At 45.4% G+C, this 23,643-nt stretch carries 20 protein-coding genes; 9 read left to right on the top strand and 11 right to left on the bottom strand.

Translation table 11 applies throughout. The features are described 5' to 3' along the window. Nucleotides 1-6 precede the first annotated feature (6 nt). The 4 genes from N746_RS0103215 to ectA all read right to left on the bottom strand — a co-directional run bounded on the left by N746_RS0103215 (nucleotide 7) and on the right by ectA (nucleotide 2,761). The gene (locus N746_RS0103215) at nucleotides 7-444 is read right to left on the bottom strand and encodes a gamma-glutamylcyclotransferase family protein (RefSeq protein WP_051678488.1); all 438 of its coding nucleotides are present in this window, start codon (nucleotides 442-444) and stop codon (nucleotides 7-9) included. Between the two features lie 87 nt (nucleotides 445-531). Then, the gene (locus N746_RS0103210) at nucleotides 532-924 is read right to left on the bottom strand and encodes an ectoine synthase (RefSeq protein ID WP_029933922.1); all 393 of its coding nucleotides are present in this window, start codon (nucleotides 922-924) and stop codon (nucleotides 532-534) included. Continuing rightward, a complete protein-coding gene (gene ectB / locus N746_RS0103205; protein WP_029933921.1) occupies nucleotides 921-2,198 on the bottom strand; it encodes a diaminobutyrate--2-oxoglutarate transaminase in 1,278 nt (425 codons plus the stop codon). The genes N746_RS0103210 and ectB overlap by 4 nt, the downstream gene beginning before the upstream one ends. Before the next feature lie 53 nt (nucleotides 2,199-2,251). Further along, nucleotides 2,252-2,761: a diaminobutyrate acetyltransferase gene (gene ectA / locus N746_RS0103200; protein ID WP_029933920.1), complete on the bottom strand. Its 510-nt coding sequence runs from the start codon at nucleotides 2,759-2,761 to the stop codon at nucleotides 2,252-2,254. A gap of 375 nt (nucleotides 2,762-3,136) precedes the next feature. Here ectA and hemA point away from each other — a divergent pair, with 375 nt between their 5' ends. Genes hemA through N746_RS0103175 form a run of 5 tightly spaced genes read left to right on the top strand, consistent with a single transcriptional unit; the run spans nucleotide 3,137 to nucleotide 7,734 of the window. Then, nucleotides 3,137-4,426: a glutamyl-tRNA reductase gene (gene hemA, locus N746_RS0103195; RefSeq protein WP_029933919.1), complete on the top strand. Its 1,290-nt coding sequence runs from the start codon at nucleotides 3,137-3,139 to the stop codon at nucleotides 4,424-4,426. Further along, a complete protein-coding gene (gene prfA, locus N746_RS0103190; protein ID WP_029933918.1) occupies nucleotides 4,423-5,511 on the top strand; it encodes a peptide chain release factor 1 in 1,089 nt (362 codons plus the stop codon). Before hemA ends, prfA begins: the two co-directional genes overlap by 4 nt. Nucleotides 5,512-5,514: 3 nt before the next feature. After that, the gene (gene prmC / locus N746_RS0103185; RefSeq protein WP_029933917.1) at nucleotides 5,515-6,354 is read left to right on the top strand and encodes a peptide chain release factor N(5)-glutamine methyltransferase; all 840 of its coding nucleotides are present in this window, start codon (nucleotides 5,515-5,517) and stop codon (nucleotides 6,352-6,354) included. Continuing rightward, on the top strand, nucleotides 6,351-7,103 hold the full coding sequence (locus tag N746_RS0103180; protein WP_029933916.1) for a HesA/MoeB/ThiF family protein: 753 nt from the start codon (nucleotides 6,351-6,353) through the stop codon (nucleotides 7,101-7,103). The genes prmC and N746_RS0103180 overlap by 4 nt, the downstream gene beginning before the upstream one ends. Then, the gene (locus tag N746_RS0103175) at nucleotides 7,093-7,734 is read left to right on the top strand and encodes an outer membrane beta-barrel protein (RefSeq protein WP_029933915.1); all 642 of its coding nucleotides are present in this window, start codon (nucleotides 7,093-7,095) and stop codon (nucleotides 7,732-7,734) included. The genes N746_RS0103180 and N746_RS0103175 overlap by 11 nt, the downstream gene beginning before the upstream one ends. A gap of 67 nt (nucleotides 7,735-7,801) precedes the next feature. On the opposite strand, the gene hemN is transcribed toward N746_RS0103175, so the two are convergent. From hemN to rlmKL, 4 genes are all read right to left on the bottom strand, one after another. Then, nucleotides 7,802-9,184, bottom strand: a complete 1,383-nt coding sequence (gene hemN / locus N746_RS0103170; protein WP_029933914.1) for an oxygen-independent coproporphyrinogen III oxidase — start codon at nucleotides 9,182-9,184, stop codon at nucleotides 7,802-7,804. Between the two features lie 115 nt (nucleotides 9,185-9,299). Further along, the gene (locus N746_RS0103165; RefSeq protein WP_038125866.1) at nucleotides 9,300-11,522 is read right to left on the bottom strand and encodes a YgiQ family radical SAM protein; all 2,223 of its coding nucleotides are present in this window, start codon (nucleotides 11,520-11,522) and stop codon (nucleotides 9,300-9,302) included. Nucleotides 11,523-11,723: 201 nt separating this feature from the next. Beyond that, nucleotides 11,724-11,927 (bottom strand): hypothetical protein, encoded by a 204-nt coding sequence (locus tag N746_RS0103160; RefSeq protein WP_029933912.1) that lies wholly within the window; start codon nucleotides 11,925-11,927, stop codon nucleotides 11,724-11,726. 168 nt (nucleotides 11,928-12,095) lie between these two features. Beyond that, nucleotides 12,096-14,288, bottom strand: a complete 2,193-nt coding sequence (gene rlmKL, locus N746_RS0103155) for a bifunctional 23S rRNA (guanine(2069)-N(7))-methyltransferase RlmK/23S rRNA (guanine(2445)-N(2))-methyltransferase RlmL (protein ID WP_029933911.1) — start codon at nucleotides 14,286-14,288, stop codon at nucleotides 12,096-12,098. Between the two features lie 190 nt (nucleotides 14,289-14,478). On the opposite strand from rlmKL, the gene N746_RS0103150 reads away from it, so the two are divergent. From N746_RS0103150 to N746_RS0103135, 4 genes are all read left to right on the top strand, one after another. After that, nucleotides 14,479-15,642 carry a lytic murein transglycosylase gene (locus tag N746_RS0103150; RefSeq protein ID WP_245603325.1) on the top strand — a complete coding sequence of 388 codons (1,164 nt, stop codon included), beginning with the start codon at nucleotides 14,479-14,481 and terminating at the stop codon, nucleotides 15,640-15,642. Continuing rightward, entirely contained in the window at nucleotides 15,643-15,789 is a 147-nt protein-coding gene (locus N746_RS10825; protein ID WP_156018262.1) for a hypothetical protein, read from the top strand. A 119-nt stretch (nucleotides 15,790-15,908) separates the two neighbouring features. Next, on the top strand, nucleotides 15,909-16,979 hold the full coding sequence (locus tag N746_RS0103140; RefSeq protein WP_029933909.1) for an efflux RND transporter periplasmic adaptor subunit: 1,071 nt from the start codon (nucleotides 15,909-15,911) through the stop codon (nucleotides 16,977-16,979). Further along, nucleotides 16,976-20,029 carry an efflux RND transporter permease subunit gene (locus tag N746_RS0103135; protein ID WP_029933908.1) on the top strand — a complete coding sequence of 1,018 codons (3,054 nt, stop codon included), beginning with the start codon at nucleotides 16,976-16,978 and terminating at the stop codon, nucleotides 20,027-20,029. The genes N746_RS0103140 and N746_RS0103135 overlap by 4 nt, the downstream gene beginning before the upstream one ends. A 50-nt stretch (nucleotides 20,030-20,079) precedes the next feature. Here the strand turns inward: N746_RS0103135 and N746_RS10375 are convergent, their stop codons facing one another. The 3 genes from N746_RS10375 to ileS are packed head-to-tail and all read right to left on the bottom strand — an operon-like array spanning nucleotide 20,080 to nucleotide 23,636. Continuing rightward, nucleotides 20,080-20,259: a DUF2986 domain-containing protein gene (locus tag N746_RS10375; RefSeq protein WP_038125863.1), complete on the bottom strand. Its 180-nt coding sequence runs from the start codon at nucleotides 20,257-20,259 to the stop codon at nucleotides 20,080-20,082. 46 nt (nucleotides 20,260-20,305) lie between these two features. Beyond that, nucleotides 20,306-20,815 carry a signal peptidase II gene (gene lspA, locus N746_RS0103125; RefSeq protein WP_029933907.1) on the bottom strand — a complete coding sequence of 170 codons (510 nt, stop codon included), beginning with the start codon at nucleotides 20,813-20,815 and terminating at the stop codon, nucleotides 20,306-20,308. Continuing rightward, the gene (ileS, locus tag N746_RS0103120; protein ID WP_029933906.1) at nucleotides 20,808-23,636 is read right to left on the bottom strand and encodes an isoleucine--tRNA ligase; all 2,829 of its coding nucleotides are present in this window, start codon (nucleotides 23,634-23,636) and stop codon (nucleotides 20,808-20,810) included. Before ileS ends, lspA begins: the two co-directional genes overlap by 8 nt. Between the last annotated feature and the right edge of the window lie 7 nt (nucleotides 23,637-23,643).

Here is a 23,643-nt window from a genome sequence, read left to right as displayed (position 1 = left end):
TTAAACTTACGGTTCCAAGCGCTGGTAAACCCAAGCTTGAGAGCCATCAGTTAAACTCATTTTTACACGCTTGTAGCGTTCACCTACACGCTCATAACGATCCAATTTACGCAACGCATTTGCATCTACTTCAAACACTACCCCTTCTGTAACAGCACCTTTACGCACATGAACATCTAGCCCTACCTGGTGATAATCACGCAACTGGGCTGGCTGAGTATCAACCCGTTGATGAATAATCAACCAACGAATGACCGGATTGGTTAAGGTTCCGTAAGCAAATACTCGATAACTGGCTTGTTCTGATAAATCATCAACTCTCTGTGCGCTGTATCCAAGCGGACTAACGAACAACCACCATAAGTAAATAATGACGGCAAGTAGAACAGAAAGCCCTAGGGTTATCCAATGCTTAAATTGACGAAACGACCCCAATAGTTTCATAAAACCTCGGTTCGATTAAGTGAATGAGTAGGAATGCAGATAAGGGGAACGGCCTGGCAAAAACAACCAGGCCTAATGGTGAACAGATTATTCAGTGATCAGAGGGTAAACACCGTTTTCATCGTGTACTTCACGGCCGGTAACCGGTGGATTAAACACACAAATCAAACGCATATCCTTAGTCGCACGCAAGTGATGGCGATCATGATTATTTAGAGCATAGAGCGTTCCATCTTCAATCGGTGTCGTCACACCTGTCTCTAAATCTTCAATTTCACCCTCACCTGCCACGCAATACACCGCTTCTAAGTGATTTGCATAATGAAAGTAGTTTTCATGGCCTGCGTAGATAATGGTTTCATGCATCGAAAAACCCATACCATCTTTTGCAAGTAATAGACGACGACTGACCCAATGACCGTTATCCGGTTTAACATCGCGATCGGTTCCAATAATCTCTTTTAACTTGCGAATAATCATGCCTTCTCCTTTTCTAATTTTTCTACTGCGGCCGCTACGGCTTCACGAAGAATAGCAAAGCCTTCTTCTAGTTCGGTTTCGCTAATAACCAATGGGGCTAAGAATTTCAATACCTGGTCATCTGCCCCAGCGGTTTCCATAATTAATCCACGTTGGAAAGCTTGATAAGATACTTCATTACAAAAACCTTCAACTAAAGACTCTAAGCCCCAAATCATGCCTAAACCACGAACGTCGGTAATGTATTTTGGGAATTCTTTTTGCAGACTCTTAAAGGTTTCTTCAACCTGCTTACCTTTAGCACGAATCGAGTGACTGAAATCATCGTTCTTCCAAAGTTCCATAACCGCTGTACCAGCCACAAACGCATGACTGTTACCACGGAAAGTACCGGTATGTTCACCCGGTTCCCATACATCCACTTCTGGCTTCATTAATACGATCGACATAGGTAAGCCGGTACCAATCGATTTAGATAAAGTGATAATGTCGGGCTTAATACCCGCACGCTCAAATGAGAAGAAGTCACCGGTACGACCGTTACCAACCTGGATATCGTCCATAATCAATAAAATATCTAGATCCTTACACAACTTATCTAGCTTCTGTAACCACTTAACACTGGCGACGTTAATGCCACCTTCACCCTGAATGGACTCAACAATAATAGCTGCTGGCAAATCATAACCTGAACTGTTGTCTTCCATGTAGTGACGCAGCATATCCATGCTGTCCATACCTTTGTCATTATCGAAATAATTGTCAAATGGCATTTTAGTTACGTTTAACGGCACGCCATAATAATCATCATGATAAAACTCGTTACCTGTGACCGCCAAAGCGCCCAGCGTATGGCCGTGATAAGCATTGGTAAAGGCAATTACATTGCTACGCTGTTTCTTTTTACGTGCGAGCTTAAGAGCGGTTTCTACACCGTTGGTTCCAGTTGGGCCAACGAACTGAATTTTATAATCCATACCACGCGGCTTTAAAATCGTATTTTGGAAAGATTCAATAAAGTCGTGTTTAGCAACGGTCGCCTTATCTAAAGCGTTACTGATTCCGTTGCGCTGAATATAGTTAATCAAAGCTTGGTTAACTAACGGATGGTTATGACCGTAGTTTAACGAGCCGGCACCGCCAAAAAAGTCGATATAGCGTACGCCGTCTACATCAACGATGGTGGCACTGGTTGCCGTGTCAAAGATTTTTGGGAAAGAACGAATATAACCACGAACGTTAGACTCATATTGTTCAAATAATGCAATGTCCATTTTTGTATCCTTACGTTTTAAGTGTTTATGTTTTAGTTTTATATTTTGTTTAATTAAGACTTGGTCAAATCAATGACAACTAAAGGCTCATCTTCATGGCCACCGCCCAAATGGGTTTCTGTCAAGAAAGGTTCAATCTTAGTGTGCGAACTCAGCTCACCCGCCAATTTATTAAATAAAGCATTTGAAGCTGTATTGGATGGTGAAATGGTGCACTGAACTTGGCGAATCTCGCCAAACCAATCTCGTTGTGTTAAGTTTTTTAACAGCGCCATCGCTAAACCCTGACCGCGCATCTTTGGATCCACGGCTACTTGCCAGACAAACAATACACTTGGATCTTTTGGCAAACGATAAGCCGTTACAAATCCGACCAGTTCGTTATCTGCATCATCAAGCTGCGCTACCGCACACGTATCTGAAAAATGCTCGGCAAGTAAGAAATAGAGGTAACTGGAGTTCACATCCAGTGTTTGCGATTGTTTTACCAATCGAGTGATAGCCGCACCGTCTTGTAGACAAGGGGGTCTTAAAGTGAAATTCATGTTTGATTGCGTTTTCATCGTCACTTCCTGCTGAAGTGGTACGCTAAAAAACGTCTCCTTTGCTTTTTAAGTTAATTGAATCGAAACCGCCAAGGCAACTTCCGTCAAATTTGAGATCTTTTAAACCCTAACACAATTTGACCCCATTCATCAAGTTCAAACCTCATAAAGGGTGATATTAATGCTAACACCAACCCTAACCAAAATCAGAACAATTTCAACTAAATTAATCAGTTAAAACAAACCCCACTCCACTTATACTTAATCTAAATTACCGCTTTACAAGCCTATTTAAAACTTAGCTAAAAGCTCGTGTTGTGAATGTTTTGTTAAAGTGGTCAAAATCGGATAAAATCGCTGTCTCTTTTTTAACCAGACACTTGCAGTGATCGCATGAATTTATTCGCCTTAGGTGTGAACCACGAAACCGCTCCCGTAGACATTCGAGAAACCGTGTCTTTTACGGCCGAGCGAGTTTTTAGCGCCCTACAGCAGCTCAAAGACGATCAACTTGTCGCTGAAAGCATTATTTTATCGACCTGCAACCGCACTGAAATCTACTTTACAGTGAAAGATGCGCAAGCTCAGGGTGTGATTGACTGGTTACATGCATTTTTTGAGTTAACGCCCGACAGTTTGACTCCTTATGTATATCTTCATCAAGACCTAAACGCAGTTCAACACATTATGCGAGTCGCTTGTGGCTTAAACTCTTTAGTATTGGGCGAACCACAAATTTTGGGGCAAATCAAAGATGCCTATAATTTAGCGCACAAAACTGAAAGCGTGCATCACACATTAGAACACTTATTTCAACAAGTATTTCGGACCGCTAAACAAGTAAGAACCGACACCGCAATTGGTTCAAGCCCGGTTTCAGTAGCATTTTCGGCCGTTTCGTTAGCCAAACAGTTTTTTGGTGATTTATCCAATCAAACCGCTTTACTCATTGGTGCGGGTGAAACCATAGAACTCGTCGCTCGTCATTTACATGAAAGCCACATTGGTCGCATTATTATCGCCAACCGCACTTTCAGTCGCGCTCATAGTTTAGCGGAAACCCTGGGTGGGTTTGCAATCGAACTCGACCAACTCACCGGGCACTTGCATGAGGCCGATATGGTCATTGCCTCAACCGGTAGCCCAGTACAATTAGTAAGCAAAGCTGATGTAAAGCAAGCACTTAAAAAGCGCCGAAACCGTCCGATGTTTATGGTAGACATCGCCGTTCCACGAGATATTGATGCCAATGTAAATGAGTTTGAAGATGTTTACCTATATAGCGTTGATGACTTGCAGGAAATCATTTCTGAAAATAAACGTTCACGCCAAGATGCCGCTAATGAAGCTGAAGAAATCATCCAGATGCAAGCCGAACGTTTTATATGCCAATATCAGGCGATTCAGTGCGTTAACCCACTGATTCGAACTTACCGTCATCAAGCTGACAAAATTAAACAACAGGTCTTGCAACAAGCATTGCATCAGCTTGAATTGGGTCAAGATCCACAAAGCGTAATTCATCGCTTGGCACACCAACTCACCAACAAACTCATTCACACACCTAGCCATCAGCTACACGAAGCCGGACTGGCAGGTAATCAAGATTTAATCAATATGGCAGAAACCCTGTTGTTAGAATCCAATCATCACCCAACAAAAGCAATCGAGAAACCTGAGTGAAATCGTCAATACGCAATAAATTAGAAACCCTAGTCGAACGACTGGAAGAAGTCGGGGCTATGCTATCGGAGCCCAGCATTGTCAACGACCAAAACCAATTCCGCAACTTGTCCAAAGAGCATTCGCAACTCACTCCAGTAGTCGAAACCTACCAAAAATTTGTTGCAGCTGAAGCCGATTTGCAAGAAGCCAAAGATATGATTGCTTCGGGGGATCGCGAGCTTAAAGAAATGGCGCAAGAAGAATATCCAAGCTTAGAAAGATCCATCGACGAGCTCGAACTGGATCTAAATAAAATGTTGTTACCGCGTGACCCCAACGACGATGCCAACATATTCCTTGAAATTCGCGCTGGTACAGGTGGGGATGAGGCTGCAATTTTTGCTGGTGATCTATTCAAAATGTACAGTCGATACGCCGAAACGATGCGTTGGCAAATCGAAATCATCAACCAAAATGAAGGCGAACACGGCGGTTTCAAAGAAATTATTGTGCGTATTATTGGCGATGGCGCCTACTCTAAGCTTAAGTTTGAATCCGGAGCCCACCGCGTTCAACGTGTACCGGCAACCGAAACCCAAGGTCGCGTGCATACCTCGGCCGCTACTGTAGCTGTTATGCCGGAAGTACCGGATGTCGAACAGATTGAATTGAACCCGGCTGACCTTAAAGTGGATACCTTCCGTGCCTCAGGTGCGGGTGGCCAGCATGTCAACAAAACCGATTCAGCGATCCGTATTACGCATATTCCAACCGGTACTATTGTTGAGTGTCAGGATGAACGTTCTCAGCACAAGAACCGCGCGCGTGCGATGTCGCTGTTAGCAGCTCGAATCATGGATGCAAAACGCCAAGTTCACGATCAAAAAATTGCTCAAGAACGCAAAAACTTAGTCGGTTCCGGCGATCGTTCTGAGCGCATTCGCACCTACAACTACCCTCAGGGGCGTGTTACGGATCATCGCATCAACTTAACCCTCTATAAGTTAGACGAAGTCATGAATGGCGGCCTAGCCAACGTCATCGATCCGTTAACCCAAGAACATCAAGCAGAACAGTTAGCGGCATTAAGCGGCGCGGAATAAAGCATGCACCAGGCCTGGTCGTATCAGCACGCGATTCAACAAGCTCAAATCCAGCTTGAGCATGAGTCGGCCAAGCTTGAAGCTGAAATATTACTTTGTCACCTGCTCAAGATTTCACGTGCTCAGCTTTATACCTGGCCAGAGCGCGAACTCACAGACCAACAGGCCAATGACTTTTTCGACCTGATTGCTCAACGTCAACAAGGTCAACCCATCGCCTATTTAACTGGCCAACGCGAATTTTGGGGGTTAAACCTGCAAGTCAATCCCAACACATTGATTCCTCGCGCCGACACTGAAACCTTAGTGGAAATCGCGTTGCAGAAAGCGACGGCTTATACGCAACCCAAACTACTGGATTTGGGTACTGGCTCGGGTGCGATTGCATTAGCCTTGGCCAGCGAATTAAACCAGGCTGTAATCCACGCGGTGGACTACTCAGCTGATGCGCTCACCATCGCAAAAAGCAATGCCAAACAACTAAACTTGTCGATTAAGTTTCATCATGGCAGTTGGTTTGAACCTATTGTTGATCAGGATTTCGATATTATTGTTTCAAACCCACCCTATATAGAATCGGATGACCTGCATTTAAACCAGGGTGATTTACGCTTTGAACCAAGTCAAGCCTTGGCCTCTGGCGTTGATGGCTTGGATGACTTACGCCTAATCATTTCACAAGCCAAAACGCATTTGAACCCACAAGGTTGGCTTATTGTCGAACACGGTTATAATCAAGCTCAAGCCGTCGCAGATTTATTTAAACAATCCGGCTATCAAGCGGTTGAATTAATAACCGACCTAGCTGGTCAGCCCAGAGTAACCATTGGACAAAAACCATGATCACAGAACTCAACGATAACGAACTTATGCGTTATTCTCGACAAATCCTGCTGCCCGAAATTGATTACAAAGGACAGCTTAAATTAGCGCAATCACATGCTTTGATTATTGGCTTGGGCGGCCTGGGATCACCGGTGGCGATGTATTTGGCTTCCGCCGGCGTTGGACAATTAACACTGGTGGACTTTGATCAAGTAGACGAATCCAACCTTCAGCGCCAAGTGATTCATAATGAAAGCCGTGTTGGTCTGAATAAAGCCGAATCGGCCGCGCAAAGCTTGCGTCAACTTAATCACACGACCCAGTTAAACGTCATCACACATCAGCTGGATCCAGACGAGTTAGCTCAACAGATTGATCAAGCCGATATTGTATTAGATTGCTCCGATAACTTTGATACCCGTTTTGCGCTTAACCAGGCTTGCTATAAAGCCCAAAAACCCCTGGTGTCAGGTGCGGCCATTCGCTGGGAAGGCCAACTCACGACCTATGATTTCCGTAACAGCCAATCGCCCTGTTATGAATGCCTATACAAGCGCGGCAGCAATACCGACCAAACTTGTAGTCAAAACGGCGTGGTCGCCCCCTTGGTGGGCATGATCGGTTCGATGCAAGCCCTAGAGGCGATTAAAGCCTTAGTCGGTTTGCCCACTTTAATGGGGCAACTCATGTTGATTGATGGTTTAACGATGAGCATTCGTCGGTTTAACTTAAATAAAGACCCGGGGTGTCAGCATTGTGGTGACTAATTTTCGATTGAGCTTTATTTCTGGTTTTGTGTTGATTTTGGGGATCATGATCATTCCTCCCTTGCAGGCTCAACCCAACTTCAACTATTCTCAGCTTCAAGCCCAATTCGGCTTTGCTAGTTTTGATGAGCCTTTTGTTATTCAACACGATGCTTTATCAGACGAATACTCCGCCCTGCAAATTTGGGGATTGAGCGTAAGCTACCAAACCCGACCAGGCTTAATTGTCACGCTCAATACCACTCAAGGTCAAAGTTCGACTGAATTCACTAAACTGAACAGCCAAACCTACGCAGCCAAGCTCGGTTATGCGATTGGGATCAGGCGAAACTGGGATGTATATGCACACCTTGGTCAATACTTAAGTCGGGCTCAAGCCTGCAACCAAATTGACTGTAACCGAGCCGAGGAAACCAACTTAGGCTATGATTTTGGTTTTCGGGCTGGGGCAAAAAACTGGTTTGAATGGGGAATGAATTTAAATACAGTTGGGTTTTTAGAGGCCGAAGAAACCTCTACTTTGGGAGTCTACGCCGCATTTTGGATAGACCGATATTCCAGCCTAACCACCAGCGTGATACGTAATGCCGACACAAGCGCCATAGCGGTCGGTTATCGTTTTAGCTTTTAGGTAAAAACACAAACAAGTATTTATTATATTCCGAGCACCAGGCCTGGTGCTCGCGCTGATAATCCGACTAAATCACTTTAGAAAAACGGTTCTGCGTGCCAGGTTTTATGTAAGCATCAAATGCCATACAGATATTTCGAATCAATAAGCGCCCTTTGGCGGTAATGTAAATATCCTGCGCATCTATGGTTAATAACCCATCTTCGGCAAACACTTTTAGAGAATTCAATTCGTCCGCAAAGTATTCATCAAACCGAATACCCCACTGCTGATTTACCTTGGCAAAGTTTAAGTGAAAATGACTGATTAAACGCGTAATCACATCTCGACGTAACTCATCATCCTCGCTTAAATGTACGCCACGGAAAACGGCCAGTTGTCCGGCATCAATGCGCGCATAATAGTCATCCAAGCTTCGCATATTTTGCGCATAGGTGTTATCAATCAAGCTGATCGAGGTCGCCCCCATACCGACTAAATCGCAATCCGCGTGGGTCGAGTAACCTTGAAAATTTCTGTATAGCGTTTCATTACGCTGGGCGATCGCCAATTCATCATCAGGTTTTGCAAAGTGATCCATGCCAATATACACATAACCCGCCTCTAGCAAACGCTCAGTAGTCGCCTGCAAAATCGCCAATTTTTGATCGGGCGATGGCATGTCTTCTTCTTTCATGCGTTTTTGGGTCGGAAACATAGTAGGCATATGCGCATAGTTAAAAATCGAGAAACGATCTGGTTCTACTTCTAATAACTTATCTAGAGTTTCTAAAAAACTGGTTTGAGTTTGAAACGGTAAACCATAAATCAAATCCACATTAACCGATAAAAAACCTTCCGCACGAGCCGCATTCAAAACCGTAAAGGTTTCTTCTTCGGACTGAATACGATTGACCGCTTTTTGCACCTTGGGATCAAAATCCTGCACGCCTAAACTCATGCGATTAAAGCCCAGTTCGCGCAGCAATTTGACGGTTTCGGCGGTCGCTTCACGCGGGTCAATTTCAATCGAATACTCACCGCTGTCGTCGTCATACAAATTAAAGCATTCACGGGTTTTCGCCATCAACTGACGCATTTCATTGTGATCAATAAAAGTGGGGGTACCACCGCCCCAGTGCAACTGCTCAACCTTGCGGTTTGGGTCAAACAGCTTGGCCTGCATTTCAATTTCTTTAAATAAACGTTCTAAATAAGGCGTGGTTTTAGAGCGGTCACGTGTCCAGACTTTGTTACACGCGCAATAAAAGCAAATCGTGTCACAAAAGGGAATATGAAAATATAAAGATAAACCGCGTCCAGACTCATTACTTCGCTGGGCGGCTTTTTCATAATCGGCTATGCCAAAGGCTTCTTCAAACTGCACCGCTGTTGGATAGGAAGTATACCGAGGCCCGCTTTGGTTGTAGCGTTTGATTAACGCTGTATCAAATTGAATACCCTGTTCCATCATTGCGTCCTCTTGTTTTTGCGGCCATTCTATCGCAAGCACCAGGCCTAGTGCTTGCTTGCGCCAGCCGATACTTGGCTAAACTTGAGGCAAATCAATTTAGCCGCTTTCGACTTTAGCGTGTTCGTGTTTTTCGCGCTTTCGCTGGCTTCTTTTTGGCGGTTTTAGCGGGTAAAGGTTTGCGACCATTTTCGCTGTGTTTGGTTAAAAACTGCTGCTGACCAAACTTGCGCCCTTTACGTTTGCCTTCTCCACCCGTTAAGCCGGTGCCCGCTGGCTGGAAAGATGGAATCAAATGTTTTTTGCCATTACCAATTAAATCCTCGCGCCCCATTTCACGCAACGCATCACGCAACAAAGGCCAGTTTTCCGGGTCGTGATAACGCAGAAATGCCTTGTGTAAACGGCGCTGTTTAATCGATTTAGGCGTAAACACTTGCTCATCTTTATCATCACGATGAATTTTCCGTAATGGATTAAGATCGGTATGATACATAGCCGATGCAATCGCCATTGGACTCGGAAGAAAAGCTTGAACTTGATCCGCGCGATAGTTATTGCTCTTCAGCCAAAGTGCCAAGTTCATCATATCTTCATCCGTTGTGCCCGGATGAGCCGCAATAAAATAGGGAATCAAATACTGTTTTTTACCGGCTTCAGCGGAATACTTTTCAAACATTTGTTTAAAGCGATCATACGCCCCCATACCCGGCTTCATCATTTTGTTAAGTGGGCCTTCTTCGGTATGTTCCGGGGCAATTTTTAAATATCCGCCTACATGATGCGTAACTAATTCTTTTACGTATTCGGGGGTTTCCACGGCCAGGTCATAACGCAAACCGGACGCAATCAACACTTTTTTGATCCCCGGCAATGCGCGGGTTTTACGATACAACTCAATTAATGGTGTTTGATCGGTGTTTAAATAACGACAAATGCCTGGGTGCACACAAGACAAACGTCGACAATTGGTTTCAATACGCGGGTCTTTACACGCTAAACGCCACATATTAGCCGTCGGGCCACCTAAGTCAGAAATGACACCGGTAAAGCCTTTAACCCTGTCTCGAATATCTTCCACTTCGCGCAAAATAGATTCTTCTGAACGGTTTTGAATCACGCGGCCTTCGTGTTCGGTGATCGAACAAAAAGTACAACCGCCAAAACAACCGCGCATGATATTCACTGAAAAACGGATCATTTCCCAAGCCGATATTTTAGCCTCACCATATTGGGGATGCGGCGCACGCGCATAAGGCAAATCAAAAACGCCATCCATTTCAGGCGTGGTGAGTGGAATCGGCGGTGGATTAATCCATAGATCACGATCACCGTGACGCTGAACTAAGGCACGTGCATTACCCGGGTTGGTTTCGAGATGAAACACGCGTGAGGCATGGGCATACAACACCGGATCATCCCGTACTTGCTCAAACGACGGCATACGAATCACGGTTTTATCACGCGGGTGATGGCGTGGAATTTCCAACGCCACCCGCACGACTTGCACCCCATTTTTCTGGTCAATGCTTTGAGCGGCTTGTTCCGTCTGTGTTTTTTTGGTTTCACAGCCTTCTTCAGTCACCATTTCGTAAGGATTGAGATGCGGCGTCACCAGGCCTGGTGTATCAACTTCGGTCGAATCCATCACAATAAAACCTTCCGGCACACGCGGCACGATATAAGCCGTGCCACGAATATCGCGCATCTCTTTAACCGATTCACCCTTGGCTAAACGATGAGCAATTTCAACAATGGCTCTTTCAGCATTGCCATACACCAGTAAATCACCTTTGGCATCAAAAATGACCGAGCGTCGAACTTTATCCGACCAATAATCGTAATGTGCAATGCGGCGCAAGCTGGCTTCAATGCCACCCAAAATTATCGGTTTGTTTTTATAGGCTTCACGACAACGTTGCGAATAAACGGCCGTCGCCCGATCAGGGCGCTTACCAAAATCATCATTGGGCGTGTAAGCATCATTATGACGCAGTTTACGATCCGAGGTGTAATGGTTGACCATCGAATCCATATTACCGGCGGTAACACCGAAAAATAGGGTTGGCTCACCCAATTGGCGGAAATCATCTACCGACTTCCAGTTAGGCTGGGCAATGATGCCCACGCGGAAACCTTGCGATTCCAACATACGGCCGACCACCGCCATACCAAAACTAGGGTGATCAACATAAGCATCGCCTGTCACCAAAATAATATCGCAGGCATCCCAGCCTAATAAATCCATCTCGGCTCGTGTCATCGGCAAAAACGGCGCAACACCGAACTTATGTGCCCAATGCTTGCGATAAGAAAAAATATTTTTGGCCCCTAACATGACAACTCAACCCTAAGCGAAAAGAAAGCCGACTATTATACCTGATCAATCCAGGCTTAACTTAATGAAAAGACTTAGTTTTACGCGATAAAAACCAGGTTAATAGCAAGGAATTAATGTGTAAGGCATTCTTTTGGGAGGGAGGATTTTAACTAGGGATTGAAAAGCCCGCTTAATCAAATTGATCAAGTAGGCGAAGAATTATTTGGATGCTTTTTTGACCGCTTTCTTAACGGCTTTTTTAACTTTCTTCTTGCTAGACAACTCTTTTTTATCCACGGCTTTGGTCACTTTTTTAATGATTTTCTTCGCATTCTTCTTTTTCACGTCCTTGTTAGAGACCGCCTTTTTAGTGACTTTCTTAACAACCTTTTTAACATCTTTTTTCTTTATGTCTTTCGCCATGACAAACTCCTTGTGTAAATGATTATGTGATGATTTTTTAACACCAATAAAACTAAGCTAGACCTATTTTTTGTTTTTATCAAGCAACTGGACTTAACAAACCACCGAAACCTCTAACCATAGTAAAATTTATTGATATAAGGTAACAAACAAGAATTCGAGCGTGTATTATTTTTTACGTAACAACCAGGCCTGGTGGATTTTCGGACTGCGTTTAAAGTCTTCCGGCAAGGTTTTACGTGTAATATCTTCAATTTCCCATGTGCTTAAGGCTTCTGTATCAAGTTTAAATTTCTGGCGATTATTGGAAAACACCAATACCCCGTTTTGAGTCAACAATCGCCCCGTTTGCTCAATTAAATCAACATGATCTCGCTGCACATCCAACACCCCTTCCATACGTTTAGAAGACGAGAAGGACGGCGGATCAAGGAAGATCACATCAAATGGCGTCAAGTTAGGTAGATTCTGCAACCAAGCGACTACATCTTCTTGTAATAATTCATGGCGTTCTAAATCCATACCGTTAGTCATGAAATTATGTTTGGCCCAGTACAAATAGGTTTTCGACATATCCACACTTAGCGAACTGACTGCACCCTTCACGGCAGCTTGCACAGTGGCCGTGGCGGTGTAACAAAACAGGTTTAATAAACGTTTGCCTTTTGACAACTCGCCCACCAACGCACGCACATCGCGGTGATCCAAAAACACACCGGTATCTAGGTAATCTGCAAAATTCACCCGTACTTTGGCGCCGTTTTCGATAATCGTAAAATAGTCTTTACGTTCTTGGAGTTTTTCATATTGACTGCCACCACGTTGACGTTGACGAACTTTAAACAAAATCCGTTCACTCGGAATATCCATTACGTCCGGCAAAACTGACATGGCTTCGTATAAACGGCGTTTGGCCTTGGCCGCATTCACTGTTTTCGGCGCCGCATATTCGTTAACGACCAGCCATTCACCCGCTTCAAGCGTATGGTAATAATCAATCGCCAGAGCGTATTCGGGCATATCGGCATCGTAAACACGGAAAGCTGTTACCTTGTTTCGATCCGCCCATTTACGTAAGTTTTTTAAATTTTTGCGTAACCGATTGGCAAACATCTGCGCACCTTCGGTTTGCGATAAATCGGCCATTGAAACTTCAACTTCCGCCGCTAAATCGACACCCGCCTTTAACGCCGGTTGACGGAAAAACTCTTCTTGTATCTCAAAGCGGAATAACTTACATTCAAGCGCACCGTTAAAAAAGCTGTGATCGCGCTTGGCTTTTAGGCCTAAATATAAACCCAACTCCTTATTACAAGTTAAAACCGCCGCCTGCCAGCCGACAAACTGAGTTTTTAAACATTCGCCAATTTGTATATATAAGGCTTTGACTTCATCTTCATCGCCCAAACGTTCACCATAAGGTGGGTTAGCAACCACCAGGCCTGGTTGCCATTCACCCCAAGGTTTGGCTTCGTTGATGTTTAATAGCTGCACCTCAATCACATCGTCAAACCCGGCTTGCGCTATCGCTTGGCGGGCGATCTTGATTGCGCCCGGATGAGAATCTGACCCGTAAATCGGCGGCAAGTGTTTTAGACCTTCGGCCTCACGTTTTTCAGCTTCCACCACCAAGTTTGACCAAATATCCCGCTGATGCCCTAACCAAGATAAAAAGCCCATATCCTGTGATTTGGCTAAACCCGGGGCGCTGTCAGCGGCCATCATCGCCGCCTCTATTAAAAAAGTGCCTGAACCACACATGGGGTCGTATAGCACCCCGCCCTGCGTTGCAATGTCTTTCCAACCTGACCGCATTAAAATCGCCGCTGCGACGTTCTCTTTTAAAGGCGCTTTAACCTGCTGGCCCTCGCGATAACCTCGTTGATGCAAACTGTGCCCGCTTAAATCTAAGCTCAACGTAAACTGATTGCGATTAAGGTGACCATGTAATCGAATATCCGCATAATCCACATCCACCGATGGTCGAACACCTCGACTATCACGAAAATAATCCACCACCGCATCTTTAATTTTCAACGCACCAAAGTGGGTATGTTCAATCCCCATACCTTTACCGGTAAACGAAATCGCAAAACTATGATCCTCACTCATATGGCGAGACCAATCAATCGCGCGCACCGTATCGTAGAGTGCTTCTTGATTCGGCAATTCCGCTTCGACCAATACCAAATAGATTCGGTTAGCCAAACGCGACCACAAACAAGCCCGATAACCATCTACCAGCCCACCTTCAAACGCCACGCCGCGTGGTTGGGCCTTAACGTTTTGTGCGCCCAAGGCCATCAATTCTTCGCGTAATAATTCTGATAAGCCGCTCGGAGCGGTCGCAAAAAATTTCATAAATTCTCTCACTATATGAGACTTGTAAAAGTCTCTGTAAATTTAGCGCTAATTTTACCCTCTTTAAGCTAAGGTTTCGGTAAAATAGCGGCTCGACTGTTAAATAATGTAAAGCTTGATTAAAACTATGACCCTAAATTGCCTATCCAGATTCCGCCATTCGGCCCAACTCTTATTCGCAGCAAGCTTAATGGCTGTAGCGGTACAGGTAAGCGCGCAATCCGAAGCCGAATTCCAGGCCTGGTTAACCGATTTCAAACAACAAGCCAAGTCACAAGGCATTTCGCAACCTACTTTGGATATGGCTTTTGCCGATGTGCATTTAAATCATAAAGTGCTGGAATTGGATCAACGTCAACCTGAGTTTACGCGCACCTTTTGGCAGTATTTCGAAGCCACCGTGACCGACTGGCGGATTAACAAAGGCATTGAGCTATATGAAGAAAACCGCACATTGCTGGATAATGTGACTCAAAAATACGGCGTGCCCGGGCGTTTTTTAGTCGCATTTTGGGGCATGGAAACCAACTATGGCGGATTTACCGGCAATATCCCGATCATTGAAGCCTTGGCGACTTTGGCCTATAACCCACGCCGTAGCGAGTTTTTCAGTGACCAATTAATTTATGCGTTACGCATTTTGGATGAAGGCCATGTGCCACTCAAACAAATGAAAGGCTCTTGGGCCGGTGCAATGGGGCAAACCCAGTTTATGCCCTACAACTATCTGCGATATAGCGTGGACGGCGACAACTCGGGTCATAAAGATTTATGGAACAGCTTGCCTGATGTATTTCATTCGTCCGGTAATTTCTTAAACAAGCTTGGTTGGAATAAAGAAGAAAACTGGGGACGAGAAGTTCAGTTACCGGCCAAATTTGATTATGCTTTAGCCGATGGCTCAACCCGCCGACCTTTATCAGAATGGCGCGAAATGGGTATTACACTGGCCGATGGCCGTCCAATCCCTAACATTGACATGAAAGCCGCGTTATTAATGCCGTCTGACTACCGTGGCCCCGTATTTTTAGTATACGACAACTTTTTTGTGATCAAACGTTGGAATAATTCTAACAGTTACGCTTTAGCTGTCGGCCATTTGGCCGATAGACTAATTGGACGCGAACCTTTAGTCGCCACCAAACCTTCTGATGATGAAGCTTTGAGCAAACAACATATCAGTGAACTGCAGCGTCTATTAAGACGTTTGGGTTACAAGTCAGGCGGTATTGATGGCGTGGCCGGAACCATGACACGCCAGGCCATTCGCGACTTCCAAATCGACCGCAATATACCGGCTGATGGATTCCCAAGTATGCACCTTTTAAAAATACTGCGTGAGGCCGTACATTAAATGAACCAGGCTAATAATCAGCCCGCCTATTTTGCCTTGCTCAAATCCACCCTGGGTTTGGGCTATCAATTTTGGAAACTGCAAGCGCGCAGTGTCAAAATTGAGTACCGCCAGCTGCGCGAGCAAAAAGTTCAATCACCGCAATAATCTCGGTTTCACGGTCTCATCAAATTTTTCTGTGCGCATCATTTGCACAACATCATTAATTAACGCTAATATAATGATTCACTTAATATGAATCATTATTCTGAATCAAGAGTCTTATTATGCACCCAAAGTCACCTCACCTTATCCCTACTTTATTCATTGCGTTAACCAGCTTCGTTTTATTACCAGGTTGCGGATCAGACTCTGATGGACAAAACACCCCCTCCAAGCCCTATGTGCTGACCACTCAAATTGAACAGGGCACTTTTCTACAATGGCATCTGAGTGGTCAGGTGGAAGCACAAAAATCAGTCCAGCTCGGTTTTCAAGTAAACGGACAGATTGAAAAACGTTTGGTTAACCCTGGCGATGCAGTCAAAGCCGGTGATCCATTACTCGAACTTGATAGAACCGATTTGAGTCTCAAATTACGCGCCGCTCAAGCCAATTTAGCCGCCACCCAAGCCGAACTAAATTTATCTAAAACCGAAGCCAAGCGTTCGCAGGATTTATTGGATCGTAAACTCGTCTCTCAACAAGAATACGACCGAGCTCAAAACCAAGTGACCACCTTGCAACAACGTGAAATCGCACTGCAGCGCGAACTAGAGCTCGCTCAGCGCCAACTTAACTACGCCCGTCTGAGTGCGCCAGCACCAGGCCTGGTGCAATCGGTTTTGGTGAATAAAGGTCAAGTTGTTTCAGCCGGACAGGCCCTGATTGAATTTCTTTATCAAGACGGTCGAGATGCGGTAGTGCAGTTGCCGGAATCGCGAATTCATGACGTACCCAAACAAGCCAAAGCTACCTTACTGCATCAACCAAACCAAACTTTCAACGTTACGCTGCGCGAGCTAAAACCTAGTGCGCACAGCGGCTCCCGTACCTGGCAAGCGCATTACGCCTTACCCACGAATGCTCAAGTACAACTGGGTCAAACTTTGCGGTTGAGCTTTGGCGACAATCTAAATTTAGCTAAAGTACCGTTATCCGCGCTTTATGAACAAGCTAATGGCACGTTTATCTGGGTGTATAACGATCAGCAAGTAAGCTTAGCCTCGGTTGAAGTTGTGCATCTCGCGTCTGATTTCGCCTTGATTAAAACCGACTTGCCTAGTAAGGCTCGTATCGTAAAAGCCGAGGTTCACTTGTTGAAAGATGGCCAAGCAGCGCTGGAGCGTGCATTATGATGGATCGTTTTAACTTATCTGCCTGGGCGGTTAGAGAACGTTCGCTCACGCTGTATTTTATTATTCTTGTTGCGCTCGCCGGTTTATACGCTTTTAGTCACCTGGGGCGCGCTGAAGACCCCAGTTTTACAATTAAAGTCATGACCGTTTCAGCCAACTGGCCGGGGGCATCAGCACAACAAATGCAGGAACAAGTCGCTGATCGCCTGGAAAAACGTATTCAAGAAGCCCCCTACTTTGACCGAGTTGAAACAACCAGTCGACCAGGGCAAGTTAACATGCTCATCCAGTTTCAAGATCATACTCCCGCCAGCGAAGTTCACAACGTATTTTATGAAGTGCGAAAACGTATGTTGGACGAAGCATCCAAGCTACCCAATGGCGTACAGGGGCCATTTGTAAACGACGATTTTTCAGACGTATATTTCACTCTCTACGCCTTAACGGCACCCGAACTTGAGCATCACGAACTCATCAATCCGGCCGAAAAAATTCGCGACCAACTTTTGCGCGTCAATGGTGTACAAAAAGTTAACCTGCTGGGTGAACGCCCGCAAACTGTATTTATTGAACTATCTTCAAACAAACTCGCTCGACTAGGATTAAGCCCACAGCAAGTATTTGATGCCATTGATGCACAAAATCGGCTCACACCTAGCGGCCAAGTTGATACTCAAGCGGCCCGTGTTTATTTACGCCTGGATACCGACCTATCTGAACTTGAAAAACTGCGTAATCTGCCTTTATCAGTTGATGGAAAAAGTTTTCGCTTAGGCGATATCGCCAGTGTTGAACTAGGATACCAAGACCCACCCACATACCTGATTCGTGACCGGTCACAACAAACCTTATTGATTGGCGTGATCATGGAAAAAGGTTTTAATGGTTTAGATTTAGGCGAGAATTTGACCAAAGCCGAACAACAAATAAATGCCGAACTTCCGCTTGGTTTTCATTTGGATAAAATCACCGATCAAGCCAATGCAATAAGCAAAGCAATCAACGAATTTCAAATGAAGTTTGTAGTCGCACTGGCTGTGGTTATGTTAGTAAGTTTTTTAGCGCTTGGTTTGCGAGCCGGCCTAGTCGTTGCGTTAGCCGTACCTTTAACCCTTGCTATGACCTTCTTTATTATGATGTTGATGGGAAAAAACCTCGATCGCATCACACTTGGTGCCCTAATCTTAGCACTCGGCTTATTAGTGGATGACGCCATTATTGCGATTGAAATGATGCTGGTAAAAATTGAAGAGGGTCTTGATAAAATCCAAGCCGCCTCTTATGCCTGGACTGTTACGGCTATGCCGATGCTGGTCGGCACGTTAATTACGGCTGTGGGCTTTGTGCCAATTGGCTTTGCGGCCTCAAACGTGGGTGAATATGCCGGTAATATTTTCTGGGTTTTAGGTATCGCACTCATCGCCTCCTGGCTGGTAGCGGTCCTATTCACGCCTTACCTGGGTGTAAAGCTGCTCCCGAAGCACCCTCATCATAGCGATCAATCCAACCCCTATGACTCGCGAATTTACCAAAAGCTTCGCGCGGCTATTACCTGGTGTGTTCATCAACGCAAAACTGTGTTGTTAACAACATTTATATTGTTTGTATTATCCGTGGTCGGCATGGGTAAACTGGTGGAAAAACAATTCTTTCCAAGTTCAGACCGCCCCGAATTAATGATCGATATATATTTACCTGAAGGTACGGCCATTCAAGTTACGGACAAACTCACACAACGCGTCGAAAAAGTGCTTGCCGAACAACCCGAGGTGCGCTCTCTTTCCAGTTATGTCGGTCAAGGTGCCCCACGTTTCTTCCTAGCGCTTAACCCGGAATTACCAAACCCGGCGTTTGCCAAAATTATTGCGATCACCGGTGATCGTGACGAACGTGATGCATTACAGGCACGTATGCAAAACCTAATCGACCAAGGCGAGTTTGCTGAGGCTCGTGTTAGGGTTCATCCGTTGCTTTATGGTCCACCTGTGATTTGGCCGGTAACCTTCCGAGTCATGGGCGAAGACCCAGTCGTCCTGCGTGATATTGCATCTCAAGTTAGGTCGGTAATGGAGCAACATCCGCAAACCATTCAACCGCATTTGGAATGGGGCGAGCGTGCTCCAATTATCAATCTCGAATTAAATACTAATCGTTTGGCACAACTTGGTTTGACGCCACTTGATCTGCAAAATCAGCTACAGTTTTTGTTGAATGGTGTCACCGTATCAGAACTGCGTGATCAAACTCGCAGTGTTCAGCTAATCGCTCGCGCAACCGATAACGAACGACTCGACTTAGCCAGCGTGGGTAGCTTACAAATCAAAACTCGTAATGGTGACAGTGTCTCTCTAGAGCATTTGGCGAAATTAAATGTCGAGTTTGAAGATCCGGTATTAAAACGGCGCAATCGTATGCCATATTTGTCGGTTAACTCGGAAATTAAACCCGGGGCGCAGCCACCAGATGTGACAATGCAAATCTGGCCAGAATTACAAGCAATCAACACCGAGCTACCCTTGGGATACCGGATAGAAATCGGCGGCTCGGTTGAGGAGTCTGGCAAAGCACAAGGTTCCATCCAAGCCATGATGCCAGTCATGGTGGTGTTAATGTTCACGCTCGTTATGCTTATGATGCGTTCTTTCAGCGGCATGTTTATGGTAATTTTGACAGCGCCTCTTGGCTTGATTGGCGCAGTGATGGCGTTGCTGTTATTTTCACAGCCTTTCGGCTTTGTAGCGACCTTAGGTTTAATTGGTTTGGCCGGTATACTCATGCGTAACACGCTTATTTTGGTCGGCCAAATTGATGATAACAAACGCCAAGGCATGAATGATTACGACGCTGTGATTGACGCCACCGTCCGACGCGCCCGACCGGTCATTCTGACCGCTATGGCGGCGGTGTTGGCATTTATTCCATTAACCACTTCCACCTTTTGGGGGCCATTAGCTTATGTATTAATTGGTGGGGTCACGATGGGAACCGTGTTGACCTTGTTATTCTTACCCGCGCTTTATAGCAGCTGGTTTAAAGTCAAAACGGCTTAAATAAAACTCCGCAACAAAAAACCACCAGGCCTGGTGGTTTTTTTAAACGTCTAGGATTCATCCGTCGGCTTTGTTGATAACTCGCCTGTTTGTTGAGACAGCCCATCAAGTTCTAACGCTTTGCGTTGAGCTTTGGAAACATAAGGCGGCTTTTTAACCGGCTGGTTTTTCGCCTTTGCCTGCTGCATTTTCTTTTTATATTTTTGATAAATTTTTTTCTGACGGTTCATAAATAAACACCCTGATTAATCCGCTCTACAACGGCTCATAGTTTAACTATTTGTTAGCTGTAGTTTTGGATTTAGGGCGCAAGAAAAACTCATACATAATAAGCAGCGCCGCCCCAACTGAAATCGCAACATCGGCGATATTAAAAGTCGCGTAATGCCAAGAACCGTAATAAAAGTCCAGAAAGTCGGTGACGCGACCAAACAATACACGATCAATTAAATTCCCAATCGCCCCTGCCAAAATAAGATTTAAACCTAACACTTCAAAGGTCGGTTTGGCTTTAAGTTTAGCCAGCCAGAACATCAGCCCAACACTCACGGCTATCGCTAACAAAGAAAAAAACCAACGTTGCCACCCTCCCATCTCGGCCAAAAAGCTAAACGCCGCACCATAATTAAACACCAGGGTTAAGTTAAAGTGTGGCATTACCGCAACCGGTTCTGCGAATGTTAAATAGCTTAACGCCAAAAACTTGGTGAACTGATCTAACACAAGCACCAGGCCTGCTAGCCAAAGATAGCGCAGTCCACTCTGACGGAAAACTGGCTTATGCATAATGACGCACTTCGCCGTCACCGGCGACGTTATCCACACAACGCTGGCATAACTCTGGATGTTCAGCATGTGTGCCGACATCGGCACGATGGTGCCAACAACGCGGACATTTGGTTTTGTCGGTGGCTTGTGCGTCAATCCATAATCCACTTAATTCACTTTCCAATGCCTGATCGGTCTTATCCGCCAAGGGTAAGACTCTGGCATAGGATGTAATCAACACAAAACGCAGTTCGTCATCTAAGCTCGTTAATAGTGTGTAAAGTTCGGCATCCGCATACAGGGTCACTTCAGCCGTTAACGACGCTTTAATCACACCGTCATTACGCAGCTCTTCTAAGCGTTTTGATACCGCCGAACGCACTTGCATAATTTGCATCCAATAATCTGAATTCATCGCTGAGCTTTCATCTAAAGCGGTTAAGCCGTCATACCAAGTCGCAACAAATACGGTTTTTGAACGTTCACCCGGAATGTATTGCCAAAGTTCTTCGGCGGTAAAACTTAGGATCGGTGCGATCCAGCGCGTCATGGCTTCAACAATATGATACAAAGCGGTTTGCGCAGAACGGCGCGCTAAGCCATCGGCTTTACAGGTGTATTGACGATCTTTAATTACGTCTAAATAAAACGCGCCCATTTCCACCGAACAAAAGTGCGAGACCGCTTGATAGATTTGGTGGAAGTGGTACTGCTCATAAGACTCCACGATTTGAGTTTGCAATTGATGCGCATGCCCCACTGCCCACTTATCCAGCGGTAATAAGTCGTCATAGTCAACCAAGTCTTTAGCCGGATCAAAGCCGTTTAAGTTAGCTAAAAAGAAACGTGCTGTGTTACGAATACGACGATAAGTATCAGCGGTACGACTGATTATTTCGTCCGATACCGTCATTTCATAACGATAATCGGCCGCTGAAATCCACAAGCGTAAAATATCGGCACCCAAAGTACCGGCAATTTTCTGTGGCGCGACCACATTGCCTTTGGATTTCGACATTTTCTTGCCATCTTTATCCACCGTAAATCCGTGCGTCAGTACTTGTTTATAAGGCGCCTCTTTATTAATCGCGATGCTGGTTAATAAAGACGACTGGAACCAACCGCGATGCTGATCCGAACCCTCTAAATATAAATCCGCCGGAGCCGACAATTCTTCACGTTGCTCACACACTGCAAAGTGGGTAATACCAGAATCAAACCAAACATCCAAAATATCCTGCACTTTTTCGTAGTCGGCGGCCTCGTCACCTAGTAACTCAGAAGCATCCAAGTCATACCAAGCATCAATTGAGTTTTGTTCAATGCGCTGTGCTACCTGCTCCATTAACTCAACCGTACGCGGATGCATTTCGCCAGTCACTTTATGTATAAAGATGGTGATCGGCACGCCCCACAAACGTTGGCGTGAAATACACCAATCTGGGCGGCCATCAATCATGGATTCAATCCGATTTTGTCCCCAGTCTGGCACCCATTCCACGGTTTTAATTGCGTCCAATGCCGAAGTACGTAAGTTTTGTTGATCCATGCTAATAAACCACTGAGGCGTGGCACGGAAAATCAACGGCGTTTTGGTACGCCAACAATGCGGGTAGCTATGCGTAATCGCTTCATGGTGTAGCAATGCGCCATGCTGTTTTAGAACCTCAATCACCGGCTCATCCGCTTTAAGTACATTAATACCGGCAAATAACGGCGTGCCTTCCACAAAGGTGCCAGAACCATCGACCGGACAATCGACTTCTAAGTCATACTTCAAACCCACAATATAGTCATCTTGACCATGACCGGGCGCGGTGTGAACACAACCTGTACCCGCATCGGTCGTCACATGGTCACCTAAAATAATCGGTACAATTCGATCGTAAAATGGGTGCTGTAAACGTAATAAATCAAACTGATCACCGCGCCCATAAGCTACCACGCGATAATGTTCGATATCACATTTCGCCATCACATCTTTGACTAAGGCTTCGGCCATAAACAAGCGTTCTGGCTCTTGCTCACCCTCTACCTGCACTAAGGCATATTCCAGTTCTGGGTTAATCGCGACGGCTTGGTTGGCCGGTAAAGTCCATGGCGTGGTTGTCCAAATCACCACCGACAAGGGGCCTTCGCCGGTGTGATCTTCGACATGATGGCAGCGTTCAAAAAATGCGGCTTCATCTAAAATTTTAAAGCGCACATCAATCGCGTTTGAACGTTTTTCTTCGTATTCAACTTCGGCTTCGGCCAAGGCGGAACGCCCTCCAATTGACCAATAAACCGGCTTGGTACCTTTAACTAAATGACCTTTTTCAATAATTTTTGCCAGTGCACGCACTTCGTTGGCTTCAAAATCGAACGCCTTGGTCAAATAAGGGTTTTGCCAATCAGCCATCACACCCAAACGCTGAAAATCTTTCATCTGACCTTCAACCTGCGTTTGCGCATAATCGCGGCAGGCCTGGCGAAATTCGCGTTCGTTTAACTTAACCCCAACCCGGCCATGTTTCTTTTCTACGTTCAGCTCAATCGGCAAACCGTGACAATCCCATCCCGGCACAAACGGCGCATCAAACCCACTCAGGCCTTTCGATTTAACAATCATATCCTTTAACACTTTGTTCACCGCATGACCGATATGAATGTCACCATTCGCATAAGGCGGGCCGTCATGCAAAATAAACTTAGGACGACCGGCCATGTGCTCACGCACAGTTTGATAAAGGTCGTTGGCTAACCAAGCTTCAACTTGCTTTGGTTCACGCTGAGGCAAACCACCGCGCATTGGAAATTCAGTTTCAGGAAGATTTAATGTTGGCTTATAGTCCGTCATGATTAGG

The sequence above is a fragment of the Thiomicrospira pelophila DSM 1534 genome, from assembly GCF_000711195.1.
GTDB classification, from domain to species: Bacteria; Pseudomonadota; Gammaproteobacteria; order Thiomicrospirales; family Thiomicrospiraceae; genus Thiomicrospira; species Thiomicrospira pelophila.
This window is presented reverse-complemented; position numbering and strand designations above follow the sequence as displayed.

Bases quoted from the DNA above. Each gene is read 5' to 3' on its own strand.
- N746_RS0103210 (WP_029933922.1), bottom strand. From the start codon at position 924: ATGATTATTCGCAAGTTAAAAGAGATTATTGGAACCGATCGCGATGTT.
- N746_RS0103215 (WP_051678488.1), bottom strand. From the start codon at position 444: ATGAAACTATTGGGGTCGTTTCGTCAATTTAAGCATTGGATAACCCTA.
- hemN (WP_029933914.1), bottom strand. From the start codon at position 9,184: ATGGAACAGGGTATTCAATTTGATACAGCGTTAATCAAACGCTACAAC.
- ectB (WP_029933921.1), bottom strand. From the start codon at position 2,198: ATGGACATTGCATTATTTGAACAATATGAGTCTAACGTTCGTGGTTAT.
- N746_RS0103165 (WP_038125866.1), bottom strand. From the start codon at position 11,522: ATGTTAGGGGCCAAAAATATTTTTTCTTATCGCAAGCATTGGGCACAT.
- N746_RS10825 (WP_156018262.1), top strand. From the start codon at position 15,643: ATGAACCAGGCTAATAATCAGCCCGCCTATTTTGCCTTGCTCAAATCC.
- N746_RS10375 (WP_038125863.1), bottom strand. From the start codon at position 20,259: ATGAACCGTCAGAAAAAAATTTATCAAAAATATAAAAAGAAAATGCAG.
- hemA (WP_029933919.1), top strand. From the start codon at position 3,137: ATGAATTTATTCGCCTTAGGTGTGAACCACGAAACCGCTCCCGTAGAC.
- N746_RS0103140 (WP_029933909.1), top strand. From the start codon at position 15,909: ATGCACCCAAAGTCACCTCACCTTATCCCTACTTTATTCATTGCGTTA.
- ileS (WP_029933906.1), bottom strand. From the start codon at position 23,636: ATGACGGACTATAAGCCAACATTAAATCTTCCTGAAACTGAATTTCCA.
- prmC (WP_029933917.1), top strand. From the start codon at position 5,515: ATGCACCAGGCCTGGTCGTATCAGCACGCGATTCAACAAGCTCAAATC.
- N746_RS0103135 (WP_029933908.1), top strand. From the start codon at position 16,976: ATGATGGATCGTTTTAACTTATCTGCCTGGGCGGTTAGAGAACGTTCG.
- N746_RS0103160 (WP_029933912.1), bottom strand. From the start codon at position 11,927: ATGGCGAAAGACATAAAGAAAAAAGATGTTAAAAAGGTTGTTAAGAAA.
- lspA (WP_029933907.1), bottom strand. From the start codon at position 20,815: ATGCATAAGCCAGTTTTCCGTCAGAGTGGACTGCGCTATCTTTGGCTA.
- ectA (WP_029933920.1), bottom strand. From the start codon at position 2,761: ATGAAAACGCAATCAAACATGAATTTCACTTTAAGACCCCCTTGTCTA.
- rlmKL (WP_029933911.1), bottom strand. From the start codon at position 14,288: ATGAAATTTTTTGCGACCGCTCCGAGCGGCTTATCAGAATTATTACGC.
- N746_RS0103180 (WP_029933916.1), top strand. From the start codon at position 6,351: ATGATCACAGAACTCAACGATAACGAACTTATGCGTTATTCTCGACAA.
- N746_RS0103150 (WP_245603325.1), top strand. From the start codon at position 14,479: ATGGCTGTAGCGGTACAGGTAAGCGCGCAATCCGAAGCCGAATTCCAG.